Here is a 15,711-nt window from a genome sequence, read left to right on the forward strand (position 1 = left end):
AGCCACGCTTGGTAACCAGCACCTGGAGTTCGGGCAAATTTCCGTGGTGTGTTCTTTTGAATTTGTCCGTTCTGAGATCGGCGCGCGCCGTAGACTCGTGGGGAGGTCTCCATGAACAACATCAGTACGCGTCTGCTCATGACGTGCGCGGCAATCGCGGTCGCCGGCGGCGTGCTCTTCACCGCACACGCCTGGCTCGGTCTCGTGACCGTGAACACGGTGCCGTTCGTGTACGGCCTCACGATGGGCCTCTACTTCTTGCCCGGCGCGACGGCGCAGGCGCTGTTCCACCGGCCCGGCGTCGGCCTGCTCACGACCGCACTGTCGGGGCTCATCGCGAGCCCGTTCCAGCCCATCTTCTTCATGGCGTTCCTCACGAGCCTCATGATCGGCGTCGTGCAGGAGCTCCCCTTCGCGATCGCGCGCTACCGGGTGTGGGCGCGCTGGCTGTTCCTCGTGAGCGGTCTGCTCTGCGCGGGCATCACGGCCGGTGCCGCGTTCGGCATTCTCGGCGGCGAGGACTACACGCCGGTCGGCAGCATCCTCATTGTCGGCTGCTTCCTCGTGTCGCCCATCATCTTCACGATGGTCGGGGTGTGGCTCGCGGGGGCCCTCGACCGCGCCGGCGTCGCCCGCGGGCTGCAGCGCGACGAACGCCGCGGCCGGGAGCGCCCGAGCGCGTCGTGAGCATCCCCCTGCTGCGCTGCGATCGGCTCGCCGTCACGCACCGCGATGCCGCGCGCCCGACGCCCGTCGACGTGTCGTTCGAGGTCGCGGCGGGCGAGGTGCTGCTCGTGCTCGGGCCGTCGGGCAGCGGCAAGTCGACGCTCGCGCTCGCGCTGAACGGGCTCGTGCCGAAGAGCGTGTGGGCCGAGGTCGACGGCCGGGTCGAGCTCGGCGGCGACGCGCTCGACGACCTGCGGCTCGCCGAGGCGAGCGCCCGCGTCGCGACCGTGTTTCAAGACGCCGACGCGCAGATCATCGCCGGCACGGTCACCGACGAGGTCGCGTTCGGGCCCGAGAATCTCTGCGTTCCGGCGGCCGAGGTGGATGCGCGGGTCGAGCGGGCGCTGCGGGCGGTCGGCCTCTGGAATCGTCGCGACGACGCCCCCGAGCACCTCTCGGGCGGGGAGCGGCAGCGGCTCGCGATCGCGGCGGCGGTCGCGCAGGAGGCGCCCTGCCTCGTGCTCGACGAGCCGACCGCGAACCTCGACGTGCGCTCGACCGCCGAGGTGTACGACGTGCTCGACGGCATCCGTGCCCGCGGTGACATCGGCATCGTGCTCATCGAGCACAACCTCGACCAGGCGCTGCGCATCGCGACGCGCGTGCTCGTGCTCGACCATGACGGCCGGCCCGCGATGACGGGCACGCCCCGCGAGGTGCTCGTCGACGGGGCCGCGACGCTCGCCCGGCTCGGCGTGTGGCTGCCGGTCGCGACGCAGCTCGGGCTGCGGCTGCGCGGCGCCGGGATGCGGCTGCCGCGGCTGCCGCTCACCGTCGCGGAGCTGCGCGGGATGCTCGAGGCGGGGTTGGGGCGCGAAGCTTCGGACCAGCCTGGCGCTGAGCCCGCGCCGGTCGCCGTGACGGAGTTCGCTCGCCCAGCTGCCCGCACCGACGCCGCCACCCCCGAGGCCCTCGGTGCCCGCGGCCTCACGGTGCGCGCGGGCGGCCGCGAGGTGCTCCGCGACGTGACGCTCTCGGTGCCGCGGGGCTCGTTCGCCGCGCTCGTCGGGCCGAACGGCGCCGGCAAGTCGACGCTGCTCCACGCCCTCACGGGCATCACTCCCCCGCCGCCCGGCGAGGTCTTCGTTGACGGCAAAGACGCCGCGCGCCTCCCCGAGCGGGCGCTGCGCGATCGCGTCGGCATCGTGTTCCAGAACCCCGAACAGCAGTTCCTCACCGGCCGTGTGCGCGACGAGCTCGCCCTCGAGCTGCGCAGCCGCGGGCTCGACGCCGACGAGATCGACGCCCGCGTCGCCGCGTCGCTCGAACGCTTCGATCTCGCGGCGCACGCCGAACAGCATCCGTTCGTGCTGTCGGGCGGGCAGAAGCGCCGGCTCTCGGTCGCGACCGCGCTCGTGTCGGGCGCGCGGACGCTCGTGCTCGACGAGCCGACGTTCGGGCAGGACGAGGCGCGGGCCGCCGAGCTCGTCGCGATGCTGCGCGAGCTCGTTGACGGCGGCACGACCGTGCTCATCGCGACGCACGACCTGCAGCTCGCGGCCGAGGAGGCCGACCGGATGCTCGTGCTCGCCGACGGCGCGCTCGTCGCCGCGGGCCCGACGCACGAGGTGCTCGCGGGCGACAGCCTCGAGCGGGTCGGGCTCGGCCTGCCGCCGGTCGCGGCCGCGTTCCGGGGGCTGCCCGAGCCGCTCGGCGGCATCATGCGGCTGCGGGAGCTCCCCACGACGATTGCGACGGCGCCGTGAGCCCGCGCACGCAGCCGACGGCCGAGGCAACCGCGTCGGTCTCCACTCAGGCCCAAGACGCCGCGAGTGCCCGCGAGCGCGAGCTCGCCCGCATCGACGCGCGCTTCGACCGCGCGACCCTCGAGGAGTCGCGACGCCTCGGGCTGCCGCTGCTGCACCGCATCCACCCGCTCGTGAAGCTCGTGGTGACGCTCGTGCCGATGATCGCGCTGTTCACGGTCGGCGGCTGGCGCGTGCCGGCGCTCGTCGCCGCCGTCGCGCTCGTGCTGCTCGTCGCCGGCACCCGCCTGCGCTGGCGCACCCGCGTCGCCCTGCTCGTCGGCGTGCCCGTGCTCGCGCTCGTGCTCTCGGTGACGCTCGGCGTCTGGGTCAATCCCGTGCTCGGCGAGGGCACGCCCGTGCTGTTCGCGATCGGTGCGTGGGAGTTCACGCTCGGCACGTGGGAACACGGGCTCGCGAACTCGCTGCGGCTCATCGCGCTGTTCGCCCTCGCGATGCTGAGCGGCGCATCGACCTCGGGCGCCGACTTCGTGCGCGCGCTCGTGCAGCACCTGCGCGTGCCGTACCGGTTCGGCTACGCGGGCATCGCGGCGTTCCGGTTCGTGCCGCGATTCCGCCACGAGCTCGAGAACATTCGCCGCGCGCACCGGGCCCGCGGCATGGCGTTCGGGCACGGACCGGGCGGCTGGCTGCGGCGGCACCGCGCCTCGCTCGTGCCGCTGCTCGCGGGCTCGATGCGGCACGCCGACCGCGTCGCCCTCGCAATGGATGCGCGCGGCTTCGGCTACGCCGCGACCCGCACCGAACGGCACCCGCTGCGCTTCATCGCCCTCGACTGGGTGTTCCTCGCCGCGGGGCTCGTCGCGTTCGCAGCGTGCTTCGTCGGTGGGGTGCTGCTCGGAGGTTAGCTGTCCGCCTGGGTCTCCGGGGCCGCGGTCTCCGGGGCCCCGCTCGCCGCGAACTCGGCAAGCTCCGGCCCGCCCGGCGTGGCCGCGACCACCGGGGCATCGAGCCCGACCTCGGCGAGCAGCCCGCGCATCCGGTCACGGTGCGAGGGCGTCACGAGGGTGACGACCGTGCCGCGCGCATCCGCCCGGCCCGTGCGGCCCGCGCGGTGCACGTACGTCTTCGGCCCGGTCGGCGGGTCGAACTGCACGACGAGGTCGATGTCATCGACGTGGATTCCGCGCGCCGCGACGTCGGTCGCAATGAGCACGTCGACCTTGCCCGCCTGGAACTTGCGGAGGTTCGCGGTGCGCGCCTCCTGCGACAGGTCGCCGTGCAGCGCGAGCGACGCAACCCCGTGCTCGGCGAACGCGTCGACGAGCCGGTCGGCGCCGAGCTTCGTGCGCACGAACACGAGCACGCGCCCGCCCGCGCCCGCGAGCTCGGCCGCGACCGCGTCCTTGTCATCACGACGCACGGCGAGGATGCGGTGGTCGATCGCCGCGCGGTCGTCGGCGACCTCGTAGACGGCCGGGTCGGGCAGGTAGCGCTCGACCAGGCCACGAACCTGGCTGTCGAGTGTCGCCGAGAAGAGCATCCGCTGCCCCGAGGGGCGCGTGCGGAACAGGATGCTGTTCACCTGCTCGATGAAGCCCATGTCGCTCATGATGTCGGCCTCGTCGAGCACCGTGATGACGATCTGGCTGAGGTCGAGCGCGCCGCGGTCGGCGAGGTCGTTCAGGCGGCCGGGCGTGCCGATGACGATGTCGACGCCGCGCTTCAGGCCCGCACGCTGCGCCGAGGCCGGCACGCCGCCGTAGAGCTGCGTCGTGAACAGGCCGATCGCGCGGGCGAGCGGCTGGATCGTGCGGTCGATCTGCAGCGCGAGCTCGCGGGTCGGCGCAATCACGAGTGCCTGCGGGGCGCGGCCCTCGGCGCGGCCGCGGTTGCCGCGCAGCAGGTAGAGGCGCTCGACGAGGGCCGCGCCGAACGCGATCGTCTTGCCCGAACCCGTGCGGCCGCGGCCGAGCACATTGCGGCCCGCGAGCGAGTCGGGAATCGTCGCGACCTGCAGCGGATACGGCGTCTCAGCCCCCTGCTTCGCGAGCTCGCGGATGATGCGCGGGCCGAGCCCCAGGTCGGCGAACGTGATGCCCTCGGCCTCGGCCGCCGTGATCGCGCGGGCCTCGAGGGGCGGATACACGCGGTCGCTCTCGAGGCGCGGCGCGCGGCGGTCGGGGGTGTGGTTGGTGTCGGTGTGCTGCGTGTTGCCGCGCTTGGTGTCGGTGGCGCGGGCGTTTCGGGTGTCGCTGTTCCGGGCGTTGGTGCGCTTGGCGTCGCCGCGCTTCGCTGCGGCGCCGCGGGGCTCGGGCGGGGTCGCCTTCGGGCGCGCCGACGGTTCGGGACGGCCACCCTTGCCGGCGCCGCCCTTGCCGGTGCTGCCCTTCGCAGCACCGCCCTTCGCTGCGCCGAACTTGGAGGCGGCGAACTTGCCGCCCTTCTTCTTGCGCGGCTCGTAGTTCGAGGGGGCCTTGTAGCCTCGGGCCATTCGGCACCTCCTGGTTGCTCGACTTCTAGGGTAGCGACCGCACGCCGCGCCGCCCGCGAGCGCCATGGGCGGGCGCGGGCAGCGCTCCGCTACGCGAGCCCGGCTTCGCGCAACCGGGCCTCGTTGCGTTCGGCGCGGCGGCGGGCGCGGCGCTCGCGGCGGCCCTCGACGAGCACATAGAGCGCGGGCAGCACGACGAGGGTGAGCAGAGTCGACGAGAAGAGCCCGCCGATCACGACGACCGCCATCGGCTGCGAGATGAACCCGCCGTGTCCGGTGATGCCGAGCGCCATGGGCGTGAGCGCGAGGATCGTCGCGAGCGCGGTCATGACGATCGGCCGCACACGTCGCGTCGAGCCCGCGAACGTCGCGGTAGGCACGTCGTCGCCGCGGCGCCGGTACTGGTTCACGAGGTCGACGAGCACGATCGCGTTCGTCACGACGATGCCGATGAGCATGAGCACGCCGATGAGCGACGCGACGCCGAGCGGGATCCCGGTGCCGACCTGCAGCGCGATCGCACCCGTCGCGGCGAACGGCACCGACACGAGCAGCAGCAGCGGCTGCAGCAGGCTCTTCAGCGTCGCGACCATGACGATGTACACGACGAGAATCGCGGCGAGTAGCGCGAGTCCGAGCTGCTCGAACGCCTCCTGCTGGTCGGCTGCCGAGCCGCTGAGCTCAACCGTCGCGCCGCCCGGCAGCTCGACACCGTCGAGCGCCTCGGTGATGTCGCCGCTGAGCCCGCCGAGGTCGTCGTTGTCGCTCACGATCGTGAGTTCGGTGTACGGCGTGCCCGAGGTTGAGGTGATCGCGGCCGGACCGTCAACGACCTCGACGTCGGCGAGGTCGCTCAGCGGCACAGTGCCGGCGCCGACGGGAATCGGCAGCTCGCGCAGCTCGTCGACCGAGGTGGGTGCCTCGCCCGACCCGACGAAGTAGAGCTGCAGCGACGTGCCGTCGATCATGATCGACCCGACCGGCACCGGCTGCAGCGCCTGCGCGACCTGCCCGCCGATCGCAACCTCGTTGAGGCCGTACTTCGCGGCCTCGGTCGCGTCGATGTTCAGCTCGACGAACGGGCGCGTCTCATCGACGCTGCTCGTCACCTGCTGCACGCCCTCGACGCCCTCGAGCGCGGGCACGACGGCATCGGATGCGTCGGTCAGCGTCTCGGCGTCGGGCGCGGCGACGCGCACGGTCACGTCGGTCGAGAACCCGGCCGACGCGCCGATCTCGATCTCGCCGACGTCGTCGCGCTGCTCGAATTCGTCGCGCAGCTGCTGCTGAATCGCGTCGGCGTCGGCGTTCTCGTCGGTCGTGATCGACCACGTGATCGTGTTCGATCCGCCGAGGAACAGCGACTCGAGGCCACCGCCGCCGTAGTTCACCTGCACGATCTCGATGCCGTCGGTGCCCTCAAGCACCTGCTCGACGCGCTCGGCGTGCTCGGTCTTCGACTCGAGGGAGGCGTTCGGCGCGACTTCCTGCGTCATCGCGAACGTGTTCTGCCCGGCCGAGCCGAGGAAGTTCGTCTTCATGAGCGGCACGAGCGCGACCGTGCCGATGAGCACGACCACGGCGCCGACGAGCACCCAGGCCGGGCGGCGGATGATGCCGCGCAGCAGCGGCTCGTACGCCTTCTGCAGCCAGTTGCGGGGTTCCTCGGCCTCGGGGGCGTCGGGTTCGGAGGCAGAGTCGGATGCGGCGCTCGCGTCGTCGGCGACGAGCAGCGCCCGCTTCGCCTCGGCCTCGGCGGCGGCCGACTCGGGCGTGATGATCGCGTGCTTGCCGGTCGCGGGCGACGCGTCGGCGGAGGCGTCCGCCGGAGCGTCCGAAGGGACCTCCGCCACCGCATCCTCACGCACCGCATCCGCCTTCTTCGCCGCCCGCACGCGGGCACCACCGAGGAACCAGTACGCGAGCACCGGGACGATCGTGAGCGAGACGAACAGCGAGGCGAGGAGAGCGACGGCGCTCGTGAGTCCGAACGGCCGGAACAGCTCGCCGGTGACGTCGCCGACGAAGATGACGGGCAGGAACACCGCGACCGTCACGAGGGTCGACGCGGTGATCGCCATGCCGACCTCGCGCACGGCCTCGACGATGATGCGCGCCCGCTCGCCGCCGCGCAGCGACGCCGACGGGTGCATCGTGAGGTGCCGTCGGATGTTCTCGACGACGACGATCGAGTCGTCGACGACGCGGCCGATCGCGATCGTGAGCGCGCCGAGCGTGAGCACGTTGAGCGAGTAGTCGAGGAACGTGAGCGCGATGAACGTCACGAGCAGCGAGGTCGGAATCGAGATCGCCGTGATGAGCGTCGCGCGCACCGAGAAGAGGAAGAAGAAGATGACGAGCACCGCGAACGCAAGCCCGAGGAGGCCCTCGGTGATGAGCGTGTCGATCGACTGCTGAATAAAGGGCGCCTGATCGAGCGTGACGGTGACGTCGACGTCGTCGCCGAGCGCGGCCTCGATCGCGGGCAGCGCCTCGGCGACCGCCTGCGACACCTCGACCGTGTTCGCCGAGGGGCGCTTCGTCACCGAGACGGTGAGCGCGTCTTCGCCGTTCACGCGCGAGATCGAGGTGACCGGCGCCGACTCCTGCGTGACCTCGGCGACGTCGCCAAGCGTCACGGGCTCCGCCGGCGCGGCCGGCGCCGCGGGATCGGGCTGCGTGCCGTCACTGTCGCTCGACACCGGCATCGGGGTCTCGCGCAGGTCGTCGACCGAGCCGAGCAGGTCGCCCGCCTGCACCGTGAGCGTCTCGTCGCCCTCGGTGAGCGTGCCGGCCGGCACGAGCACGCCGGCGTCGTCGAGCGTGTCGGTGATGTCCTGCGGCGTCAGGCCGTTCGCGGCGAGCGCCTCGAGGTCGGGCGCGATCGTGATGCGCTGCGGCCGGTCGCCCGAGAGGTCGGCGGCGCGCACGCCGTCGAGCCCGCGCAGGTCGGGCACCGCGAGCTGCTCGACGCGGTCGGCGAGGTCGGCCGGGCCGCCGCCAGTAAACGCGAGCTGCACGACGGGCAGATCGTCGATCGACCCCGAGAGCACGTTCCATTCGGCGTCATCGGGCAGCTGCGCGTCGATGCGGTTCAGCGCCTGCTGAATGCGCTGCTCGGCGTAGACGATGTCAGTGCCAAACTCGAAGCTCGCCGAGACGACCGACTGCCCGTCGGTCGACGTCGTCGAGGTGGTTTCGAGCCCCTGCAGCCCCTGCAGCGCCGACTCGACCGGCTGCGAGACGTCTTCGTCGACGACCTCGGGCGACGCGCCCTGGTAGGTCGTGATGATCGACACCTGCGGCAGCGAGATCGACGGGATCAGCTCCTGCTTCAGGTTCGTCATGAGCAGCGCCCCGAAGAAGGCGATCGAGATGGTGATGAGCGCGATGAGCGCGCGGTTGGCGAGGCTGAGTTTGGCGAGACCGTGCACCCGTTCAGTTTTCCACAGCGACGGGGTGCCCACGCGCACGTTCAGGTTCGGGCCAATTCGGGCGACAAGGGCGGATACGCGGCGCGGGCCGCGGGGTCGACTCGCGCCCAGGCGCGGGCGACACAATTGCCGGGTGCACGATTCCTATCGCTTCGACATCCTTCCGCTCGACACCCCCGACGACGACCCGCGGTGGCGCGAGTACCTCGAGGTGTTTCAGCTCACGCTGCTGAGTGCCCCGTCGACGGATGCGCAGGTCGCGGCGTTCCGCGACAATCGGCGTGCCGACGGCGCGCGCCTCGCGATGGTGACGGCGTCGACGCCGTCCGGCGACGCGATCGCGGGCGGGTTCTCGGCGTTCTCGGGCCACTACAACGCGGGCGCCGAGGACGCGGCGACGCTCGTCATCAACACGATCGGCGTCAACCCGGCGCACCGGCGCCGCGGCGTGCTGCGGGAGCTCATGACGCGCGAGCTCGCCTCGGCGAAGGCCGCGGGCATCCCGTTCGCGACGCTGAGCGCGAGCGAGGCGACGATCTACGGCCGATTCGGGTTCGCGCCGGTCGCCCACGGTGCCGAGGCGAAAATCGACGTCGCGAAGTTCCGGCTGCGCGACGAGGCGCCGGTCGCTGCGGGCCGCGTCGAGTGGATCGCGCCGTCGTTCCTCGAGCCGCACTATTGGCGCGTCGTGCGAGCGTTCCACGCGGCAAACGTCGGGTCGGTGCTGCCGTATCACCGCACGTTCCTCGGCGACACGGGGCAGTGGGATTCCGAGGCCGAGGGCCCCTCGAAGAAGCTGCGCGCGATCGCACACTTCGACGAGTCGGGCACGGTCGACGGCTTCGCGCTGTTCGAGCACCGGGGCTGGGATCACCCGCGCAAGGTGCACGTGCAGAAGGTCGTCGGCGCGAACTTCGGCGTCGAGCTCGCGCTCTGGCAGGCCCTCGCGAGCATGGACCTCATCGAGCGCCTCGACTACTACGTCACCGCATCCGACCCGCTGCTGCCAGCGCTCGTCGACGAGCGGGCCGTGCGCATCGACGACGTGGGCGACCTGCACTGGCTGCGCATTCTCGACGTGCCCCGCGCGGTCGCGGCGCGCTCGTTCGACACCGACGGCGAGGTGACGGTGCGAATCACCGACTCGCTCGGCCACGCCGACGGCACCTGGCACATCGCGGCGCGCGACAGCCGCGGCAGCGCCGAGGCGACGGATGCGGCGCCGCAGGTAACGCTCGACGTCGCGGAGCTCGCTCGCGTCTGGGAGTCCGACACGACCGCGACCGCGCTCGCGCAGGCGGGCCGCGTGACGGGCGAGCCGCGCGACGTCGCGGCGTTCGACCGGCTGTTCCACCGGTTCGCGCCGATGCGCAATACGACCGGGTACTAACCGCACCAATTGCAACTACACCCGCAGCAGCGCGGCCGAGCGGCCGCAGGGAGGGAGCCGACATGGCCACCGAGACCTGGCGAGTGAACGCGCCGAAGACGATCGACCTCGGGCTCGTGCGCCGGGCGCGCGTGAGCCTCATGGGCGGCAGCGTCAGCGTCGTCGCGCACGACGACCCGACCGCGCGCGTCGAGGTCGAGGGCCTCACGGGCCGCGACCTCAAGGTGTCACTCGAGGGCGACGAGCTGCGCATCGACCATCCGCAGCTCGACTGGCAGCAGCCCCGTGAGTCGATGCGCACGCTCGTCGACCCGCCCGAGGCGCACGTCGCGGTGCTCGTGCCGCGCCGCTGCGACGTCACCGTGAAGACGACCTCGGCCGAGGTGCTCGTGCGCGGCGTCGCGGGCGATGTGAGCCTCGCGACGGTGAGCGGCGAGCAGTTCGCCGACGCGACCGAGGGCGCGCTCTCGCTCAGCTCGGTCTCGGGCGACGTGAGTGCGCGCGATCACCGCGGGCGCCTCGACGTGAAGACGACGACCGGCGACATCACGGTCGCCGCGCCCTTCGACGAGTACTCGGGCAACACGGTGTCGGGCACCGCCGTCGTCGACTCGCAGCGCCCCGACGCCCGCTCGCTCGCGCACAGCAGCGTCACGGGCCAGCTCACCGTGCGCCTCGCCGAGGGCACGAACCCGAGCTACAACATCCAGACCGTCACGGCCCGCGCGCACCTCGGCGACGACTGGGTCGACCCGCTGCACGGCCGCCGCCACCGCGAGCCCGCGCAGGGCGACGGGCCCGTGCTCGAGCTGCGGCTCAACTCGGTCGGCGGCACGATCAGCGTCGTCGGCGCCGACCTGCCGAGCGACTCGGCGGCACCCAACGGCACGGATGGGCCAGCAGAGACGGATGGGCCAGCCGAGGATGCGCCCGGCACCACCTCGGCCGCGTGGCGGGTCAGCGACTCGCCCGTCGACTTCTCGCACGCGCCGCGCGTGCGCCGGGTCGGCGAGCCGGCGGCCGATGCCGATGGGGAGCCGGACGCAACCGCGGGCGCCGAACCCGCCGACGACCAGGACGGCACCCACGGGGGCAGCACCGACGAGAACGGCCCTGACCTCACCGGATTCCGCACCGCCCGAGGGGAGCACGACGCATGACCGGCATTCTTCGCGACGACGAACTGCGCCTCGTCGTGCTCGCCCTGCTCGGCGAGCGGCCGCGCGAGTTCACGCAGGTGCGCGACGCGCTCCGCGAGCGGCTCGGTGCCGGCTCCGAAGAGGGGCCAGGCTACGAGGTCGCGGGATCCGCGCTCTCGCGGCTGCTCCACGACCTCGTCGCGGGCGGCGCCGTCGCCCGCACGACGGGCGCGACGGCCCTCTACTCGACGACGTCGGTGGGCGACGCCGAGGTTGCGCGGCGATCGGCCGAGGTCGCGGCGCTCCTCGCGAGCGACGACTCCGTGCGCTCCCGCGCGGCGGCCGCCCGACAGGAGCTCGCCGCGGCACGCGCCGCGCTCCGCGACGACCTCACCGAGCGTGTGCACCGCGGGCAGGCCGCCTTCCGCGCGCTCGACGCGACCGACGCGCGCCACTCGCCCACCGCATCCGCGCCGCCCAACACCGAAGCGCAGCCCAACCCCAGCCGCGACCTCGTGCAGCGCGTCGACGCCGTGACGCAAACCCTGCGCCTCGCGGTGCGCGCCGAGACCCGCCGCGCGGCCGAGGCCGGCACGCTCACGCCCGAGGCGGTCGCCCGCATCGAGGCCGACGTGCTCGCGCTGCGCGCCCGGATGCTCAACGAGCTGCGCGCTACCGAGTCATGATGCCGCGCGCGACCTCGACGCTCGGGGCCGCGAGCCGGTCGATCGCGTCTTGCCCGATCTCGAGGGCCTCGTCGAGCGAGTCGACGGGGTCGATGCCCGGGCCGTAGCCGAGGAACGCGACGCGGTCGTCGCGCCGCGACCAGCCGCCCGAGATCTTCGGCGAGCCGCCGGCGTCGCGCAGCCCGAGCGGCGCGAGGTGCCGCAGCGACTCGCGCCCGCCCGTCGCCCAGACCACCGCATCCACCGCCTCGACCGTGCCGTCGACGAAGCGCACCCCGCCCGGCAGCAGCCGCTCAATCGGGCCGCGCGACACGAGCGTGCCGCGCCGCTGCGCCTCGAAGATCGCGCGCGACATCGGCAGGCCCCGCACCGAAACGTCGCTCGGCATGCGGGTGCCGCGCTCGAGCATCCGTCGCACCTTCGAGAGGTTCGCGTTCGCGAGCTCGTGCACCGTGTACGAGCGGCGGTGGCGGATGCCCAAGGTCGGCCGCGTCGGAAAGTCGGGGGTGCGCCTGGTCGACCAGAGCGTGCGGATGCCGCGCCGCTCGAGTTCGAGCAGCACCGCGACCGCGCTGCGGCCGCCGCCGACGACGAGCACGCGCCGGTCGCGGAACTCGCCGAACCGCTCGATGCGGTAGGCGTGCCGCTGCGGCCCCTCGAACTCGAGCTGCCCCGGATACCAGGGCACGAATGGGTTCGACCAGCTGCCGGTCGCGTTAATGAGCACGCGCGTCGACACCTCGCGCTCGGCGCCCGTCGGGCCCCGCACCGTGAGGCGCAGGTCGTCGCGCCGCGGCCGCGAGCGCACGCTCGTCACGCGCATCCCGTGGGCGACGAACAGGCCGTAGGCGTCCTGGTAGTACCGCCAGGTGGCGCCGACCGCCTCGTGCACGCGCCGCGACGGGTCGAGGTCGCGAAAGCTCAGGCCGAGGTCGGCCTGCCCCGCGATGTCGGGCAGTTCGCCGAGCTCGACCGCTCGGCCAACGGTCAGCGAACTCCAGGCGTGCTGCCATGTCGCGCCCGGCGCGGGCTGCGCGTCGAACACCATGAAGTCGCGCAGCGCGTTGAGCCCGAGCGCCCGCAGCGAGTACGCCGCCGTGAGCCCGGCCGCGCCCGCGCCGATGACGGCGATATCTATCTCGCGATCGGCCGGCACTGGCGCTCCTGAGGGCTGGAATTGAACGGGGCTGCGGCGCCGATCTGGAGCTCTCGCGCGCCGTCGCCTCAATGGTACGGAACCCGCCCCGCACGGCGGTCGAGAATGCCATGCGTGGTAGTGTTGGCCCAAGTATTTTTGTATGTCGTTCCGTGCTGCGTCGGTGCCTCCGACCGGCACGATAGCTATTAGGGGGGTTGCGCATGGGGCGTGGCCGTCAGAAGGCGAAGCACACCAAGGTCGCTCGGGAGCTGAAGTACAACATCCCCGAGACCGACTACGAGCAGCTGCAACGCGAACTCCAGGGAGGCGGCGGTCAGCCGATTCCCGCAGCCGAGAGCGCCGAAGACGAGCTGTCGAAGTGGTCGGAGTATCTCGATGACGACAGCGACTACGAGTCTGAAGGCGACGACTACGACCAGCGCCGGCGCGCGTAGCTGACCCGCGCATGGAGTCGTTGCAGGCCCCAGGGATCGCCCTCGCGATCATCCTGGGGCTCATGCTTGCCGTCGGAAACTTCACCGCGATCGCCGCGATCCGCCTCGTTATCGTCGGGCGCATCGACGCGAACTCGCTCGGCGGGATCCGCACGAACGCGACCCGCGCATCCGATGCCGCGTGGTTGGCGGCGCACGAGGCCGCCTGGCCGTGGGCGCTCGTGCTCAACGGGCTCGGCATGATCGCGGGCATCGCGACGATGTTCCTCGGCACGACCGTCGTGCCGTTCCTCGTCGCGGGCGCGACCGCCGTCACGTGCACCGGTGCGGGCGCGATTTCGCAGCTGCTCGTCGGGCACCGCGCCGCGCAGCGCGTGCTCGACGCCCCGAAGCGCTAGCCGCGCGCGCCGCGGTTACGCGCTGCGGTAGTGGCCGACGAGCTGCACCGCGCCGCCGTCGACGCCCTTCGCGCCCTGCTCGAAGCCCGTGAGGTCGCGCTCGCCGATCGTCACCTGGCCGGCGATCCAGGCCTCGTGGCCCTCTTCGCGCGCGACGTCGACGAAGTGGTCGGCGCGGTTCGCGGCGACGACGGCGAACATGCCGATGCCGAGGTTCCAGGTCGCCTCGACCGACTCGAGCGAGGCGCCCGCGAGGTCGGTGAGCACGCGGAACACCGGCAGCGGCGACCACCGCGAGCGCTCGAGCTGGGTCCAGCTGCCGCGCGGGAGCACGCGCGCGAGGTTCGCCGCGATGCCGCCGCCCGTGACGTGCGAGAGCGCGTGCACGGCGCCGTCGAGGTCGTCGCGCGCGAGCATGCGCACGAGCTCACCGGTGTAGAGGCGGGTGGGTTCGAGCAGCGCCTCGCCCCAGGTGGTGCCGAAGTCGGCGGCCTGGTCGCGCACGTCGATGCCGCGGTCGGCGAGGATGCGGCGCACGAGCGAGTAGCCGTTCGAGTGCAGACCCGACGCCCCGAGCGCGACGACGATGTCACCGTCGCGCACGCGCTCGGCGCCGAGCACGCGGTCGGCCTCGACGACGCCCGTCGCGGCGCCCGCGACGTCGTAGTCGTCGACACCGAGGAGACCCGGATGCTCGGCGGTTTCGCCGCCCGTGAGGGCCGTGCCGGTCGCGGCGCAGGCCTTCGCGATGCCCTCGACGATCGCGGCGATGCGCTCGGGCACGACCTTGCCGCACGCGATGTAGTCGGTCATGAACAGCGGCTCGGCGCCGACCACGATGATGTCGTCGACGACCATGCCGACGAGGTCTTGGCCGATCGTGTCGTGCTTGTCGATCGCCTGCGCAATCGCGACCTTCGTGCCGACGCCGTCGGTCGAGGTCGCGAGCAGGGGCTTGCGGAACTCGCGCAGCCGCGAGGCGTCGAAGAGGCCGGCGAATCCGCCGACGCCGCCGAGCACCTCGGGGCCGTGCGTTGCCTGCACGGCCTGCTTCATGAGTTCGACCGCGAGGTCGCCCGCGCGGGTGTCGACACCAGACGCCGAATACAGGTCATCGCTCATGGTTCCAGCCTACCGGCGCAGGCGGTGGCCCCACGACGGGATCGACCCGGTGGTCGGATGCGCCGGGTCGGGGTCGACGTCAGGCGCCGGTTCGGATGCTGGCACGGGCGCCTGCGCGGCCGCATCCTCGCGCGAGCCTTCGGTCGCTTCTTCCGGCACGAGTCGCCCGCGCAGCCGCGCGAGCTCGGCGTCGGTGAGGCCCGCATCGCGCAGCGTCGCCCACGCGTCGAAGCCGTCGAGCTGCTCGGCGACCGCCGACGCGATCGTGTGCCCCTGGCTCGCGAGCAGCTCCGCGATGCGCTCGGCCGGGTCGGGGTAGTCGAGCCGCGCGAAGAACGGCGCGAGCCCCGCGACGCTGAGTTCGTAGTCGGCGGCGATCGCCTCGGGCTCGACGTCGGCGAGCGCGAGCAGCGTAAACGCGACGAGGCCCGTGCGGTCGCGGCCGACGGCGCAGTGGAACAGCACGCCACCCGGCGCGTGCGCGATCGCGCGCAGCACCGCCGCCACCCGCTCCGGCTGCTCGCGCAACACCGGTGTGAAGAAGCGCGGCGACCCGAGCCTGCCCTCTTCGCGCATCCGCACCCAGAACTCGAGGTCGTCGACCGAGTCGAGCGGCTCCCGCACCCCAAACACGCCGTCGGGCAGCGGCGCCTCGGGCGTCGGCGGCACGCGGTAGGCGTTCGCGCGCTCCTCGAACTCATTGCGCGCCTCGGCGCGCGTCTCGAAGCCGTTGCGCAGGTCGACGACCGTGCCGATTCCCGCCTCGCGCATCCGCTCGAGCCCCGCCTCGGTCGCGAAGCGCAGGTCGGCCGACCGCACGTATCCACCCCGCGCCGTCACGCCCCCGCCGCGCCGCGGCAGACCGCCGAGATCGCGCGCGTTGTAGAAGCCCTCCCACTGCACCTGTCGCCCACTCATGTCGCCATCATGGCCGACCGATCTGACCCGCACCTGCGGCGCTTGACCTCGGAGCGCGCGCGCCGGGCCGCGAAGGTGCGAAGATAGACGCGCAAATCTCCCCCT

General features: G+C 72.6%; 13 protein-coding genes. 8 read left to right on the forward strand and 5 right to left on the reverse strand.

The window, feature by feature from the left end; translation table 11 throughout:
* Positions 1 to 111 precede the first annotated feature (111 nt).
* The 3 genes from G328_RS0102985 to G328_RS13925 are packed head-to-tail and all read left to right on the forward strand — an operon-like array spanning position 112 to position 3,340.
* Entirely contained in the window at positions 112 to 687 is a 576-nt protein-coding gene (locus G328_RS0102985; protein WP_019617860.1) for an ECF transporter S component, read from the forward strand.
* Positions 684 to 2,432: an ABC transporter ATP-binding protein gene (locus G328_RS13920; protein ID WP_019617861.1), complete on the forward strand. Its 1,749-nt coding sequence runs from the start codon at positions 684 to 686 to the stop codon at positions 2,430 to 2,432. Before G328_RS0102985 ends, G328_RS13920 begins: the two co-directional genes overlap by 4 nt.
* Positions 2,429 to 3,340, forward strand: a complete 912-nt coding sequence (locus G328_RS13925; RefSeq protein ID WP_019617862.1) for an energy-coupling factor transporter transmembrane component T family protein — start codon at positions 2,429 to 2,431, stop codon at positions 3,338 to 3,340. Before G328_RS13920 ends, G328_RS13925 begins: the two co-directional genes overlap by 4 nt.
* Here the strand turns inward: G328_RS13925 and G328_RS13930 are convergent.
* Both G328_RS13930 and G328_RS0103005 read right to left on the reverse strand, forming a co-directional pair.
* On the reverse strand, positions 3,337 to 4,926 hold the full coding sequence (locus G328_RS13930) for a DEAD/DEAH box helicase (protein ID WP_235619839.1): 1,590 nt from the start codon (positions 4,924 to 4,926) through the stop codon (positions 3,337 to 3,339). The two genes, G328_RS13925 and G328_RS13930, sit on opposite strands and share 4 nt — an antisense overlap.
* Before the next feature lie 89 nt (positions 4,927 to 5,015).
* Entirely contained in the window at positions 5,016 to 8,360 is a 3,345-nt protein-coding gene (locus tag G328_RS0103005) for an efflux RND transporter permease subunit (protein WP_019617863.1), read from the reverse strand.
* 133 nt (positions 8,361 to 8,493) lie between these two features.
* Between G328_RS0103005 and G328_RS0103010 the strand changes: the two genes are divergently transcribed.
* The 3 genes from G328_RS0103010 to G328_RS0103020 all read left to right on the forward strand — a co-directional run bounded on the left by G328_RS0103010 (position 8,494) and on the right by G328_RS0103020 (position 11,575).
* Entirely contained in the window at positions 8,494 to 9,750 is a 1,257-nt protein-coding gene (locus tag G328_RS0103010) for a GNAT family N-acetyltransferase (RefSeq protein ID WP_019617864.1), read from the forward strand.
* Between the two features lie 62 nt (positions 9,751 to 9,812).
* The gene (locus tag G328_RS0103015) at positions 9,813 to 10,910 is read left to right on the forward strand and encodes a DUF4097 family beta strand repeat-containing protein (RefSeq protein ID WP_019617865.1); all 1,098 of its coding nucleotides are present in this window, start codon (positions 9,813 to 9,815) and stop codon (positions 10,908 to 10,910) included.
* Entirely contained in the window at positions 10,907 to 11,575 is a 669-nt protein-coding gene (locus G328_RS0103020) for a hypothetical protein (protein ID WP_019617866.1), read from the forward strand. The genes G328_RS0103015 and G328_RS0103020 overlap by 4 nt, the downstream gene beginning before the upstream one ends.
* Here the strand turns inward: G328_RS0103020 and G328_RS13935 are convergent.
* Positions 11,562 to 12,731: an NAD(P)-binding domain-containing protein gene (locus G328_RS13935; protein WP_019617867.1), complete on the reverse strand. Its 1,170-nt coding sequence runs from the start codon at positions 12,729 to 12,731 to the stop codon at positions 11,562 to 11,564. The genes G328_RS0103020 and G328_RS13935 overlap by 14 nt on opposite strands.
* Positions 12,732 to 12,934: 203 nt before the next feature.
* Between G328_RS13935 and G328_RS16585 the strand changes: the two genes are divergently transcribed.
* Together G328_RS16585 and G328_RS13940 are read left to right on the forward strand one after the other, a co-directional pair.
* Complete coding sequence (locus tag G328_RS16585) at positions 12,935 to 13,168, forward strand: DUF3073 domain-containing protein (RefSeq protein WP_019617868.1); 234 nt, start codon at positions 12,935 to 12,937, stop codon at positions 13,166 to 13,168.
* A gap of 11 nt (positions 13,169 to 13,179) precedes the next feature.
* Positions 13,180 to 13,566: an SdpI family protein gene (locus G328_RS13940; protein WP_019617869.1), complete on the forward strand. Its 387-nt coding sequence runs from the start codon at positions 13,180 to 13,182 to the stop codon at positions 13,564 to 13,566.
* Positions 13,567 to 13,581: 15 nt separating this feature from the next.
* On the opposite strand, the gene purM is transcribed toward G328_RS13940, so the two are convergent.
* Both purM and G328_RS13945 read right to left on the reverse strand, forming a co-directional pair.
* Positions 13,582 to 14,688, reverse strand: coding sequence for a phosphoribosylformylglycinamidine cyclo-ligase (gene purM, locus G328_RS0103040; RefSeq protein ID WP_019617870.1), 1,107 nt, complete (start codon positions 14,686 to 14,688; stop codon positions 13,582 to 13,584).
* Between the two features lie 9 nt (positions 14,689 to 14,697).
* Positions 14,698 to 15,606, reverse strand: coding sequence for a tyrosine-protein phosphatase (locus G328_RS13945; RefSeq protein WP_019617871.1), 909 nt, complete (start codon positions 15,604 to 15,606; stop codon positions 14,698 to 14,700).
* Between the last annotated feature and the right edge of the window lie 105 nt (positions 15,607 to 15,711).

This window comes from [Zimmermannella] faecalis ATCC 13722 (assembly GCF_000381765.1).
GTDB lineage: Bacteria > Actinomycetota > Actinomycetes > Actinomycetales > Microbacteriaceae > Gulosibacter > Gulosibacter faecalis.

Coding starts and splice junctions, on each gene's coding strand:
- G328_RS0102985 (WP_019617860.1), top strand. CDS start 112: ATGAACAACATCAGTACGCGTCTGCTCATGACGTGCGCGGCAATCGCG.
- G328_RS13930 (WP_235619839.1), bottom strand. CDS start 4,926: ATGGCCCGAGGCTACAAGGCCCCCTCGAACTACGAGCCGCGCAAGAAG.
- G328_RS0103015 (WP_019617865.1), top strand. CDS start 9,813: ATGGCCACCGAGACCTGGCGAGTGAACGCGCCGAAGACGATCGACCTC.
- G328_RS0103020 (WP_019617866.1), top strand. CDS start 10,907: ATGACCGGCATTCTTCGCGACGACGAACTGCGCCTCGTCGTGCTCGCC.
- G328_RS16585 (WP_019617868.1), top strand. CDS start 12,935: ATGGGGCGTGGCCGTCAGAAGGCGAAGCACACCAAGGTCGCTCGGGAG.
- G328_RS13940 (WP_019617869.1), top strand. CDS start 13,180: ATGGAGTCGTTGCAGGCCCCAGGGATCGCCCTCGCGATCATCCTGGGG.
- purM (WP_019617870.1), bottom strand. CDS start 14,688: ATGAGCGATGACCTGTATTCGGCGTCTGGTGTCGACACCCGCGCGGGC.
- G328_RS13945 (WP_019617871.1), bottom strand. CDS start 15,606: ATGAGTGGGCGACAGGTGCAGTGGGAGGGCTTCTACAACGCGCGCGAT.